9 protein-coding genes and 1 tRNA gene are annotated in these 13,162 nt (G+C 61.1%); 2 read left to right on the top strand and 8 right to left on the bottom strand.

What is annotated here, in order from left to right:
* Positions 1 to 273: 273 nt before the first annotated feature.
* From H4P35_RS03770 to H4P35_RS03740, 7 genes are all read right to left on the bottom strand, one after another.
* Complete coding sequence (locus H4P35_RS03770; protein ID WP_226848154.1) at positions 274 to 1,548, bottom strand: McrC family protein; 1,275 nt, start codon at positions 1,546 to 1,548, stop codon at positions 274 to 276.
* Between the two features lie 18 nt (positions 1,549 to 1,566).
* Complete coding sequence (locus H4P35_RS03765) at positions 1,567 to 3,408, bottom strand: McrB family protein (RefSeq protein WP_226848152.1); 1,842 nt, start codon at positions 3,406 to 3,408, stop codon at positions 1,567 to 1,569.
* Between the two features lie 146 nt (positions 3,409 to 3,554).
* Positions 3,555 to 4,805: an IS256 family transposase gene (locus H4P35_RS03760; protein WP_226846268.1), complete on the bottom strand. Its 1,251-nt coding sequence runs from the start codon at positions 4,803 to 4,805 to the stop codon at positions 3,555 to 3,557.
* A 1,524-nt stretch (positions 4,806 to 6,329) separates the two neighbouring features.
* A complete protein-coding gene (locus H4P35_RS03755; RefSeq protein WP_226848150.1) occupies positions 6,330 to 7,031 on the bottom strand; it encodes a site-specific integrase in 702 nt (233 codons plus the stop codon).
* Positions 7,032 to 7,103: 72 nt separating this feature from the next.
* A complete protein-coding gene (locus tag H4P35_RS03750) occupies positions 7,104 to 7,418 on the bottom strand; it encodes a hypothetical protein (protein WP_226848148.1) in 315 nt (104 codons plus the stop codon).
* 248 nt (positions 7,419 to 7,666) lie between these two features.
* Positions 7,667 to 7,742: transfer RNA gene (locus H4P35_RS03745), tRNA-Lys, on the bottom strand.
* A gap of 138 nt (positions 7,743 to 7,880) precedes the next feature.
* Entirely contained in the window at positions 7,881 to 8,627 is a 747-nt protein-coding gene (locus H4P35_RS03740; RefSeq protein ID WP_226848146.1) for an SDR family oxidoreductase, read from the bottom strand.
* A gap of 116 nt (positions 8,628 to 8,743) precedes the next feature.
* Here H4P35_RS03740 and H4P35_RS03735 point away from each other — a divergent pair, with 116 nt between their 5' ends.
* Positions 8,744 to 9,391, top strand: coding sequence for a TetR/AcrR family transcriptional regulator (locus H4P35_RS03735; RefSeq protein WP_226848145.1), 648 nt, complete (start codon positions 8,744 to 8,746; stop codon positions 9,389 to 9,391).
* Positions 9,392 to 9,402: 11 nt separating this feature from the next.
* On the top strand, positions 9,403 to 10,989 hold the full coding sequence (locus H4P35_RS03730; RefSeq protein ID WP_226848143.1) for a diguanylate cyclase: 1,587 nt from the start codon (positions 9,403 to 9,405) through the stop codon (positions 10,987 to 10,989).
* 62 nt (positions 10,990 to 11,051) lie between these two features.
* Here H4P35_RS03730 and H4P35_RS03725 read toward each other — a convergent pair whose 3' ends face one another.
* Positions 11,052 to 13,127 (bottom strand): AsmA family protein, encoded by a 2,076-nt coding sequence (locus H4P35_RS03725; RefSeq protein WP_226848141.1) that lies wholly within the window; start codon positions 13,125 to 13,127, stop codon positions 11,052 to 11,054.
* Positions 13,128 to 13,162 lie beyond the last annotated feature (35 nt).

The following is a 13,162-nucleotide window of genomic DNA, read 5'->3' as shown; positions in this document are numbered from 1 at the left end:
AGCGGGTCAGGTATACAACCAATCAGCGTGAAGGCTCTGGTCGAAAGCTAGCGATCAGAGACTCTTTTTGGGCAAGTTCGTTAACCCTTTAAGGAATCAGTTTCTCCGACCAGTGAATGTCCATGCACAGCGACTGATGAAGTGGCGCGCAAACCGATTCATTCGTCGCCGTCGACATGCAAAGTGGGACGGGCCGCTAAACACGCTTTACTGACAGGATTGCACTCGCGCATCCAAAGTATCCTTGCGTCGGCGCAAAACCTCAACTTCATTTCACATAAGCGGTGCCATCGAAATCTTGATCGTAGTGACGCGGCCGGTTTCGCCGTCGTCGATGCGGAAAACCGGCGGCGCGCATACTTCAGGCAGGTCGACGGGCCGAGGATAGACGAGTTCAAGGCGCGTGCAACGATACCGCTTCGAATACGCGAGCAACTGATATACGTCCGCTTCATCGATACCCCAGTCGTCGAAGCTGGGATTAAGTGACTTCCATTTCGCATCGACGATCCGGTCGAGCGAGAAAGGCGCGTCTGCGGAAATCTTCTTCCAGACGGTTACATCCGGCTTGAGTGTGAAGAGGGGCTGCCCGTCTTGCTTGATGAGCGCGAGTTGAGGACCCTGACGAATGACGATGCTTGCCGTCTCCGCCTCCTTCAACTCTTCTCGGTGGCACACATAGTCTTCGAAAAGCTTGTTCATGTCGAAGAGCAGCGCGGGCGCAGCCGCGCTTCCGGCACGTAGGTCCGGGCTCGCCAGCTCAAGCAGCCATTCGCACCATTGCATGACGGCACGATAACGCAAGGTCTGGCGGTCGTAGCGCAGCCGCCGCACATCTGTGGACGTCAGACGAATCTGCGCGACACCCGTCAGGCGGGAGTGCAATTCGAACCACAGCCGCTTCGTCCACGCGAGCTTTGCCCAATGGCGACATGCATCGAGCGCCGCACGAATGATGCGGTTGTACTGATTGTCGACAGTGAATTCGTCATACTCACAATGAAGTAGGTGAGGTCGCGCAAGGTTGTGCCGTAATTGTCCTTCCGCGTGAAAGTGCCCCCTCACCACGGTAAGGTCTCCTGATTCTGGAACATAGCGGCTGACGAGTCCCGACTGTGCGACTGCGAGCACGCAGAGCAAAAACTCCTGAATGAATATTTCTAGCAGCGGCGCACACACCGCGCCCTGCTGCGCGCTGCCCATCGCCGAAACCTTCAGCTTTCCCGCGTGACGTAGCATGGACAGCAGCGCAGCGCGCCCTCGCGATGCGTCGTCGCCGTGGGTCGAGATGCCGACCTTGGGCAAGATCTCTAGTACACACGACGCGACCCTGACGATGCCGCAATGCTGTGCGAGCTTAACGCCGCCCACGGCCCGCTGACAGAACCCAGGGCGCTGATCGTTGATCTTGAGCAGTGCTTCGGCCTCGTGCGAAGTGAGATACGCGGCGACGGACGTCGATCGATCATTCGCGGCGGCGGACGCAGCATCTTCCATCACGGGGATAAGCGCGTACTCGACCGCCGTCACGGTGCGTAGGACTTGCATGCTGGTCCTGGTCTTGCGTCAGAATGTTGCCGATTCGTCTGGCATATCCGGCGCGATCGCCGTGCCGTCGTCGTACAACTTGACGATATCCGCCTCGGTCCACGAGGACGGATTGCCCACAGAAAGCGACACGCGCGGCGCGCTCCCGACGAGATGCGCGCCGCCTGGAAAGAGCATGGCCGACGTGAGCTTTCGCGCGAGGAAGAAAACGCTCGACGTGTCACGTCCCGTCAATGCCAGGCGCACCTTTTCCATGTCGTCGAAAAAATATTCCTGCAACTGCGGAATAACGCGCTCGGCGAGCCGCCTCCGCAATTCAGGCAAGCCGTCGATGGACATGAACGTCGCGTGACCGATAGCATGGTTGCGGTCGAGCATGAACTCTAGCCGGTCGTTAAGCCGCGTCATAAGCTTGCGGAGATCGATCAGGCCGAGGGCTGGAGAATTGCTGATGAGTTCGGGCTGCGGCGGGCACTCCACGAAACGAAAGCGTCTCCGCAACGCAACGTCCATCGTGGCTACGGATCGATCCGCCGTGTTCATGGATGCAACGATGTCGAGGTTGTCGGGCACGCCGAAATCTTCGTCCCTTGAGCCCGGCAGCCTAACCCAAGTCCCATTGCCTTCGTTCGGTTCACTTCCCGCCCTCGCGCGCTTGGACGGTTCAATCAACGTGATGAGTTCGCCGAAGACCTTGGCCACGTTCGCGCGGTTGATCTCGTCAATGAAGAGTGTGAAGCGTCGGCTCGGATCCGCGTGCGCCTGTTCGCAGAGCTTCCGGAACGGGCCTTTTTCATAGGTCACGGCGATCCCGTTGCCGTCCGGTGCGGCGGTCGGCCTCAATCCGCCGACGAACTCTTCATATGAGTAACTCGGGTGGAACGATACGAACGTGAAGTCCTCACCTGCTTCGAAAGCTTCGCGCATGCGCTCCTGCATCTGGTATGTCTTTCCGGTTCCGGGCGGCCCATAGAAGATTACATTGTCAGAAACTCGAAGAGGTGGCGGAGTGCTATCGCTTTCCTCATCGTCGCCTTCAGGCTCGTCTTCGCCTTCAGGCTTCCTCTTCAAAAGCGTACCTATCGGCTCGCTGTAGTAGTCAACTGCGCCGGGGAACTGGATCTCCAGCTTGCTGCGCAAATCCAGCAGCGCAGCATCTTGCAACGGGCGATTGCCAACCATCGCCTTTGTCCAGATCTTGTGCGCCCGCATCACCTTGTTCTTGTTGTTCTGACTGAACATCCGCTCGAACGAGTCTGGAAACAGCACGTGACACAGCGTGTGATAAAGCTGTCTGCCCTTACCTGACGGAATGGAATGTAGCCAGTCCGCGAAGTCGGATCCGCTGCCATTCAATAGTGCCGTGCGCGTGGACGGCGCCATGGCGACGAGTGCGGCGAAGGCCTGAACTGCGAACGCCATCTCGGATGGAAGGTACTGGTTGTATCCGGGGCCCGCGCTCCCTAGCCCCGAAAGCACCGGCTTATCAAGAAAACTTGACTGAAAGGGAAAGGGCGCTGCAGGCTTGATATTCCATATCCCTTCAAGCCGCTTCATTTTTTTTTGCGGTCGCAGATTCGTCGCGGGAAGCTGGACAATCCAGAATATCTCGGTCATCAGCGCGATGTCTAAGGCCGTGCATGTGGCCAACTGCAATTCGAGCTTTTGATAGAACGTGCCGTCTCCCGTATCCGGCTGGTCCACGAAGTTCGTGGTCAGACTCTGGAAATGGGGCACTGTCCAGATCTCCTGGTCAGGTAGAAAGAGCGATTGCTGATTGATCAGGCATTGCTGTTTGAAATCCTGTGCAGCCTGAAATACCTGCGCTGCATTCGGATGATTCGGATTAAAACGGCTCATGGATTTTGGCGCAATGGCGCTGGATTGTTAACGTACGGTGCGGCAGTCATTCGTCGGTTTAACCAAGCACTAGGGAGTGTCAGTATTTTTGTGTTTGAGGCGTTAGAAGCCTGATAGTTGTTTCTATCAGGCTTATGGATGCTATCTCAGCGATACGGGTCGGTGAAGCGTTCTGCATAAATCACGGCGAACTGGTTCATAGCGGCCTTCCAGTCGTGCGTGGCGCTGCCCCAGGCTCCGGTGATGTTGCGCAAGACCAGCCACAGTAGCTTGGTGGCCGCTTCGTCGCTTGGGAAGTGACCTCGCGTTTTCACCGCGCGGCGCAGTTGGGCATTAATGCTCTCGATCGCATTGGTGGTGTAAATCACCTTGCGGATCGCCGGTGGGAACGTAAAGAACGGGATCACACGGTCCCAGGCCCGGCGCCATGCATCAACGATCGGCGCGTAGCGTTGGCCCCAAGGGCCTTGCTCGAACTGCACGAGCGCGGCCAGCGCTGCCTCCACGGTCGCCGCCGTGTAGATCGGCCTTAGCGCCGCAGCCACCGTCCGGCGCTCCTTCCAGCTGGCGTATTCCAGGCTGGAGCGGATCAGGTGCACGATGCAAGTCTGCAGCGTCGTGGCCGGGAACACCGCGTTCAGCGCCTGCTCCATGCCTTTCAGACCGTCAGTGACAGCGATCAGGATGTCCTGCGTGCCGCGGGTCTTGAGCTCGTTGAACACCTTCATCCAGAACTTGGCGCCTTCGGTCTGCTCGATCCACAGGCCCAGGATGTCGCGCGTGCCGTCTGGCAACACCGCCAGCGCCAAGTAAACGGCCTTGTTGCGCACCACGCCGTCCTCGCGGATCTTGACCCGCAGCGCGTCGAAGAACACCACCGGATACATCGTCTCCAGAGGCCGCGTTTGCCAGGCCGTGACCTCGTCCATCACCGCGTCGGTCACCGAGCTGACGAACTCCGGCGAGACTTCCGTGCCGTACTGCTCGAGCAGAAACCCTTGGATCTCGCGCACCGTCATGCCGCGGGCGTACATGGCGATGATCTTGTCGTCGAACCCGGTAAAGCGGCGCTCGTGCTTGGGGATCAGGATCGGGGCGAAGCTGCCATCGCGGTCGCGTGGGATCTCCACCCGCAGCGGCCCGTCATCGGTCAGGACTGTCTTGGAACTCTTGCCGTTGCGTTGATTGGTGGCCTGCTCGGGGCGCTCGCCGCCCGCCGGATAGCCCAGGTGGTGGCCCAATTCCGCTCCCAGGGCCCGTTCGATCAGCGCCTTCTTGAACGCCATCGACAGGTCCTGCACCGCCTCGGCGGTCATAGGGCCTTTGACGAATTGATCAACCAACTCTGCGGGAATCGCCGGCAGTTCCCTCAGCGGTGTCTTTTTCTTGGTAGCCATACATGCTCCTTGAGCAACATGTTAGGCCCCAAACACAAAATTTATGACACTCCCAAGCACTATCGAGGTGCAGCGTGAAAAAACCGGTCCGTTGAAATCTTCGGAAACCCCATAGAATCCAAAAGCAAAGCCCACGCATTGCGTGGGCCCAAAAGAAAGCCATCGGAACGGAGCCCGCAAAATGCAATTTGCGAATTGCGCCTCAGTTTGAGGCACCCCGCTCAACTGGACAGCGATGCTAAGTGACTCCAGTTCTGCCCCCAAGCCTCGCCCATAATGTCACCCCGGGCGGACTTATCGTCGAATTCAGCGATAGGCAAGTTTATCAAACACGCGCTAGGCCGCATAGTCAGCGACGCCCGACCTCAGTAGACTGCCCCCCCCTCACTTCATCTGGTAAGCCAGTGTTTTCGCACGGCTAACCAGAGGTGCGAGCATCCCATCTCGAAACCTAGCAAGCTATCTTTTCACGACAGATCACCACTCGCATGACGCGAATCGACCATCCAGGGGAGATGGATCTTTTAGTTAAAGAACTCCTTTAGTTAGGAGTACCCAGAACGGCGCCTGGTTCTCGAAAACAGGCCTGAGTTACAAGGAGATTTTCCGTGCAGATCGGGCAGTCCCGCTCGATTAACGCAACCTGGCCCCCTGCTTAGGAATTCTGCTTCCCTCCGCCCTTGCCTCCGCCCGTAGGCATGCTGACCCGCATCGGAGCCAGTCCGATCCCCACTAGAAACTTCCTCGTTGCTACTCCCAGTCGAAAAAACTCGGATTTCCGTAAGTCAGACAAGCGGCATGCCCCCCTTGCGAAGCTATACATAATCAATAAAACTTTTTGCGCGAGTCATGAGTAATCAACCCGATCACCCCCGGGCGCAGGATGTTTGGCTAACTCCACACTTGACACCAGGAAATGTTCGGGCTGCGATCCCAAACGTTCTGGCTCGTTCAGCGATATTTGCAAGCCAGCCTGCGAATTTGAAGAATCGGCGAGAGTTCACCGAGAACTCACTCCTGCAATCGGTCCGTGGCTATCAGATCTTTCAGCAAGGCGGCATGCAGTTAGCTAACTCAAGCTGAAGCGACCTTGTGGATGGAGCTGCTCAGAACTGCATTCCTGGCCACCCGACAACCAAATGCATCTCGCATTCCGATTGACGTTTCTGCCAACGCCTTACTGAAGCGGCTGGATAAGACCTGCCACAGAAAGAACTGTCAGGCCCTGCGGACGAGTTTGCAAGGTTTGGCCGCTGCGCGTGTGAGCGTCGTGCACGACAGCGGATTCAGATGGGAGAGCAACCTGGTCAACCTCGATGAAGCCGCCAATGGGTCATCCACACGCATCGTTTTGAGCGTTGATACCAACCTACTCTCTGCGTACACAGCAGGTTATACGCTCGTCAATTTGGATCAACGACGCAAGCTGAGATTCAGTGCTGGGGCTTTGGCCACACACGTTCTACTCGACACATAGAATTCCGCTACCGCTCGCCTCAGGTCGAGCAGTGCGAACGAACCGTCCTAGGAATCGCAGGAAGAAGCGACGACGATGACATGTTTGGCCGACGAGGCCTCTGGCTCAATACTCCCCCCACTGCGCGCAGCCTCCACAGCCCTCATCCTTGAAGCCAATTCGCTAGGCGAAGGGTTGTAATAGCGCATGACCATCTGCAAGGTCTTCCAGCCCATAATCTTGGCCAGCTCCGGAGGCATCATGTGCGGAGCCAAGCGAGTCGCCGCTCCGTGACGAAGATCGTGAAAGTGCAAGTCGACCAAGCCAGCCGCAACGCAAGCAACCTTGAAATCGCAATCCAGCTTGCCGGTCTCGTGATAGCCCTTGACGACCTTCTCGGTCGAACGAGGAAGGCTCTGAAGGACGCGTACAGCCTCGAGGTTCAAGCCCACTGACCGCTTGCTGCCGTTGCGCGCCTTTGTCAGGTTCCTGACGCTGCCTTTCAGATCAACCTGTGACCACTCGAGAGTCAGGAGTTCACCGGCACGCAAACCCGTGGCGAGCGAGAGTCGAATGCATGCTTCCAGCCAGACTGGTTGCCGAACGCGCTCGTCGCTGACTCTCGAGAGGAGCCGGGCCTCTTCATCCCCACGAAGCCGACGCTCACGGCCCTCCGGCGCAGACGGTCGCCTCACGTCCTTCAAGGGATTGTCGAGTGGCCAGTTCCACTCCTTCTTGCCAATCGTGTACAGATGCGAGAGCAGCGCCAACTCCAGCCGCACCGTGTTAGCACTGCCTACTTGCGCGGTTCGCTCATTGCGGTACTTGGCAAAGTCAGAGGACTAAAGAGTGCTCAGCTCACGCTTGGCCAGCGGATGATTCTTCAGCAGTCGAATTCGATTGCGCTCATTGCGCTGCCCACCTACGGCCTTGGTCGGGACGCCTTCGTCCATGTAGCGGTCCAAGGCATCGCCGAGGGTCAGTTTCGCGACGGGGCGGAGATCTCTGAATTTCCCCTCGTCCATTTGCCCCTCGTGCTGTCGCACCCACCGTTCGGCGTCGTCTTTGGTCAAGAACGTCTGGGTCTGCCGCGGGAAGCCTTTACGACGAATGTCTGCCTGGTACTGGAACTCACCGCGCTTCTGAATGTTAGCCATGCTGCTTATCTCACAATTTGAGGATTGAGGTATAAGCGCCAACGCGGGAGGGCCCTTGCTTCGCGGGCTCCGATTTGCCGAAAACTGCCAGCAAATGGAGGCAGAAATTTTTTCTGTAACAGCGCTTGAAGGTCGCTGCCAGAGTCCGCCAAAACACCGGAGTGCGTTAGAAGTGCGGTCAAAATTCCCAGAAAGCAAAAAGCCCACCGTTTCCGGTGGGCTAAGCGCTTGATACTACTAGAGAATTCTGGTGGGCTGTGAGTGGCTCGAACACTCGACCTACGGATTAAGAGTCCGCTGCTCTACCAACTGAGCTAACAGCCCTGCGAGTCACTCACTTTGATCTGCTGCCGCGCGGTGCGCCGTAGCGTTTCGTTATGTGTGTGCTGCGAAGAAGAAAGATTATATGGGGCTTTTTTTATTTGTGCAAGTCGGGTGGCGAAAAAGTTTCGACGAACCGCATCAAGCCGTGTAGCCGCCGTCCACCGCGAGGCTCGCGCCCGTGATGTAGCGGCCTTCGGGTCCTGCCAAAAATGCGACCATCCCCGCGATGTCACCGGCTTGACCGTAGTGGGGCAAGGACAGCACCGCCACCATGTCGGCGGCGCGGTCGCCGTCGGCCGGGTTCATGTCGGTGTCGATGGGACCGGGGTGCACGACGTTTGCGGTGATGCCGCGCGGACCCAGGTCGCGGGCCAGGCCTTGCGTCAGGCCCACCAGCGCGGATTTGCTGGCCGCGTACAGCGCGACGCCTGCCCGGCCGGCGCGCGCTGCCAGGCAACTGCCGATGTTGATGATGCGTCCGCCATCGGGCATGGCGGCCTGAACCGCCTGGATGGCGACGAAGGGCGCGCGCACGTTGATGTCCATCATCCGCTCGTAGTCGTCCAACGTGTTGTCCGCGATGTGCCCGGCCAGGAAGATGCCGGCGTTGTTGACCAGCACATCCACCGGTCCGAGTTCGCGGATGGCGGTTTCCACGGCGCGCCTGACCGCGGCGGCGTCGGCGGAATCCGCCTGGATCGCCGCGGCGCGGCGGCCCTGCGCCTTCAGTTCCTGCACCAGCGCCTCCGCGGGCCCGGCCGACGACGCGCTGACGTACGTGAAGGCCACGTCTGCGCCGTCGGCCGCAAGCCGGCGCACGATGGCGGCGCCGATGCCGCGGCTGCCGCCGGTGACGAACGCCACTTTGCCGTTCAAGTTCTGCATGGTCAAACCTCGTTTTGTAGTGATCGGTACAAATATCATCGCCGGGCGCGTGATGGCCGGTCAATGAATTTTTTATCGATCAACACAAAATAGTCGGCACGGGTAAAATCCCCGGCATGGCTGAACGAGGGCGCCCGCGCAACTTCGACCGGGACCAAGCCTTGCAAAAGGCCATGGAAGTGTTCTGGTCGAAGGGATATGAAGGGGCATCGCTGACCGATCTGACGGAAGCGATGGGCATCAACTCGCCCAGTCTCTATGGCGCCTTCGGTTCCAAGGAAGGCCTTTTCCGGGAAGCCGTCCAGTTGTATCGCGACACGGAAGGCGGTTCGGCGCGGCGCGCGCTGCTGGCGGCGCCGACCGCGCGTGACGCCATCGAGGCCATGCTGCTTGCCTCGGCCGAGCGCTTCACGGCGCCGGGCCTGCCTCCCGGCTGCATGATCGTGCTGGGCGCACCGGCCGGTTGCGACAACCAGGCCAGCGTGGGGCATTTTCTGGGGGACAACCGGCGCGAGATGCAAAGCCGCATCCTTGCCCGCCTGACCGCGGGCGCCGCGCAGGGTGAACTGCCCACCGGGACTGACTTGAAGGGGTTGGCCGCGTTCTACACGACGGTGCTGCATGGCATGTCGATCCAGGCGCGCGACGGCGCCAGCCGCAAGACATTGCAGGCGGTGGCCCGGCAGGCGATGCGCGCCTGGGACGCGCTTGCCTGCGACGCGTCGCCGCCTTCCGGCGATCCGCCGGGCCGCGCCCGCAGCTGACGGATGCCGTCATGTTTCGTGTCGACCTGCGGCGTCTCATCCTGTGGATCAGCCTGCTGTCGGTCCTTGTGGTGCTTGCGGGCGGCTTGCATGCCAGTTATCTGGTGCAGCGCGATCTGCTCTTGCGCAATGCGATGGACACGAATCGCATCTATGCGTCCAAGCTGGCGCTGACCACCAATGCGCTGCTGAACGACATTCACCGCTACCTTTCCTACAGCGCCGACGAATTGGCCGACATGGAAAGCCACCCCGAGCGCATGGCGGCGGAGACGCGGCGGCTGGAACAGCAGATGGGCCACTTCAATTCAAGTTTCGTGGCGTCGCCGCAAGGCAAGGTGCTGGCCGTGTCACCGTCGTATCCGCAATTGCTGGGACACCAGCTGGTCAGCGATGCGGTCAAGCAGGCGCTCGCCGTCCGCCAGCCCACGATCAGCGAGCCTTTCAAGGCCAGCAACGGGCGCTGGCAGATCCTCTATACCCATCCGATTTTTTCGCGCGACTACCGCTACCTCGGATTCATCGCGGGGTCGCTCTACCTGCACGAAGACAACGTGCTGGACCGCTTGCTGGACGAGCATTTCTACCGCGATGGTTCATTTCTCTATGTCATCGACCGCAACGGCACGCTGATCTACCACCCGGACCGCGCGCGGCTGGGCAAGCCCGCCCCCGACAACGACACCTTTGCCGCGGCACGGCGCGGCGAAACGGGGGAACAGCGCTTCATCGACAGCGATGGCCGCGACATGCTGGCCGGTTTTGCGCCGGTTCCCAGCACCGGCTGGAGCATCATCGCGCAGCGGCCGGTGGACAGCACGCTGCGCCCGCTGGCCGACCTGCTGATGGCCACGGTCCGCAACACCCTGCCGCTGCTGATGCTATCGGTCGTTCTGATATGGCTGCTGTCGCGTTGGATCGCACGCCCGTTGGGGCAGATGGCAAGTATTGCCAAGCGCATGCAGGACCCGGATTCCGCGGATCGGATCCGCGCCGTGCGTTCATGGTATTTCGAGGCCGCGCAGTTGCGGCGCGCGCTGCTGACGGGGCTGGCGTCGATGCACCACAAGCTCAGCGACCTGCGCCAGGAGAGCACGACCGACACGCTGACGGGCCTTCTGAACCGCCGCGGCATGGACGAGGCGCTGGCGCTGTTGGGCGCCGAGGGTACGCCGGTGGCCATCGTGGCGATCGACGTCGATCACTTCAAGCGCATCAACGATCGCTACGGCCACGCGGCGGGCGATCAGGCCTTGCAGGCATTGGCCGGCGTCATGCGCGAGGGATCGCGCAGCGGCGACGTGCTGACGCGGCCGGGCGGCGAGGAATTCGTCATGCTGCTGCCGGGCGCCAGCATGGCGGCGGCCATCGGGATCGCGCAGCGCCTGCGCGCGCGCCTGGCCTTCACGGAAGGCTCGCCCCTGCCCGCTTCCATCACGATCTCCGTGGGTGTGGCGCATTACCCGGACCAGGGCCCGACACTGGAAGCCGTGTTCGAGCGCGCGGACCAGGCGCTCTATTACGCCAAGAATCACGGCCGCGACAGGGTCTGTGCGGCCGACGACACCACGCCGGAGGGATTCCGGACGATGCCCTGAGCGTTAGCGTCGCACGCCGATGACAGTGAGAAGGCCGGCAATGTGCCGGCCTTCTTGCCTATTTACTTCTTGGCCGGCGCAGGCGCCTTGGGCGGCTTGCGCATCTGCTCCAGCAACGGTCCGCAAGCATTGTCGTCATTCGCGCTAGGCGCGATCAGCGCCAGCAGCCCGGCCGCCGGCGTCAGCAGCACGCCCAGCGCCACCATGCCCGCGCCGCGCGCCGCCAACGGCGCGACGTGCACGCCCACGTCGGGCGAACCGAACGTCCCGCGCACGTACAACGGCGAGCGCAAGGAGAAGATGCGAAAGCCCTTGCTGTCCGGGTCGATATCCAGATCCAGGGTTTCGTCCTTGAAGCTGGCCGAGCCGGTGATGGTGATCAACGCGTTGTCGGTGTCGAACACAAAGACGCGCGGCGTCATCACGCCCCGTTTCAGCTCCAGGTCGGCCGCGCCACAGTTGATCTTCACTTCATCGTCGCCGAACAGTTTGGAGACCACATAGTTGGCGACGTTCAGTCCCGCCAGCTCCATCAGGCTGCGGCTGATGACGCCGTCGTTGACCAGCATCTTGACGTCGCCCGTCGACGTGCCCAGCAGGGCCGCCACGGAGTTGCCAGTGCCGCTGATCGCCAGATCGCCGTTGAGCTCGCCCAGCGTTTTCTGCATGGCTTCGGCAGACGGAAACAGCTGCTTGAGCTGCAACCGGCGCGCGTGCATGTCGATGCGGCCGGTAAGCGGCGCTTTCGAGCCGTCCAGTCGCGCCGTCGTATTCATCGTCCCGCCGGCCATGCCGAAGCGCAGCGGATCAAGCGTGAGCTTGCCGTCCTGCAGGATGACGTGGACCGACAGATCGGACAGCGGCAGTTTGCTGTCGTGGACGATGCGCGCCGCGTCCAGCGACACGTCCGCATCCATGTCGCGCCAGCGGTCGGTGCGGAACTCCTGCGTGGGCAGAACCTTGCCGCCCTTGGGCTTGGCGGGCGCGTCCTTGGATTTGTCCGTGTCGGCCTTCGGACCGCCGCCCGACGGCACGCCGATCAGCGGGCCCAGGTCCGCCATTTGCAGCAGCTTGGACGACAGCTTGCCCGTCAGCTTGGGACGGGGCGCACCCAGCGCGAACCTGATGTCGCCATGCAGATCGCTGTCGCCGACCTTGCCGTTGAAATTCTTGTAGTCGAACACCGCCCCGCCGGGGTTCTGCAGCTTGGCCACCAAGTGACCGTCGGTGCTGTAGGGCGGCGTGTCCGGCAGCGTGACGCCCGTCAACGGATACAGCTGCGCCATGGACGAGCCGGACAGTTTCAGGTGCAGGTCCAGCGCACCCAGATGCACGGGATCGGTCAGGGTGCCCGCGATCGAGGCGCGCGTGCCGCCGATGGCCACGTCGGCCTGCAAGGGGAACGGCTGCTTGGGATCCTGCAAGGCCAGCATGCCGCCGACCTTGCCCTCGCCCTTGGTGGACAGCCCCTTGTACTTGCCGTCGACCTTCCATCCGAACACGTAGTCGCGCGGCGCGCCGGCCGAACCGTCCTCGGGCACGAAGGATTTACCGGCCACGTCCGCGAATGGCACGGGTTTGCCCAGCGGATCGACCAGCACAGTCAGGTCGGCCTTCATGACTTCGTCGTCATAGCCCACCCGCCCCTTGTCAAAGCCAATCTCATTGATGTCCAGCACCCACGGGGACGGCTCGCCGGACTCCGGCAGCGTGAAGACCCAATTGGCGCGGCCGTCTTCCAGCCTTTCCAGGTCAGCCGCGGGCTCGGTCAGCTGAATATGACGGATGACGAGGTGCTGGGCCAGCAGCGGCAAGGGGGACAGGCTGAACTCCGCGCGCTTGAGGGTGGCGAAGTGCGGCGCCTTGCCCCATTCGGTATTGGCGATGGTGATGTCGTTGGCGACCACACGCGGCCACGGCACCCAGCTGCGCCAGCCGCCCTCTCCCGCCTCGCGCTGCCAGCGCACGCTCAGGTCGCCGTTGATGGCAAACGGGCGGCCCATGGCCGCCGTGGCCCGTTCGTTGATCATGGGCTTGGCGCGGTTCCAGTCGAACGTGGCGATCACAATCACCATTACCGCCACCAGCAGGGCAATGCCCCCTACAATCCCGATCGCTATTTTTCTTGTTCGCGTCATGGTTACTATCCTTGGCTTTGCTGCCCGGCCGAACT

Source organism: Achromobacter sp. 77 (genome assembly GCF_020541125.1).
Taxonomy (GTDB): domain Bacteria; phylum Pseudomonadota; class Gammaproteobacteria; order Burkholderiales; family Burkholderiaceae_B; genus Achromobacter; species Achromobacter mucicolens.
Note: the sequence above shows the minus strand (reverse complement) of the source record. Positions and strands in the feature narration are given on the sequence as shown.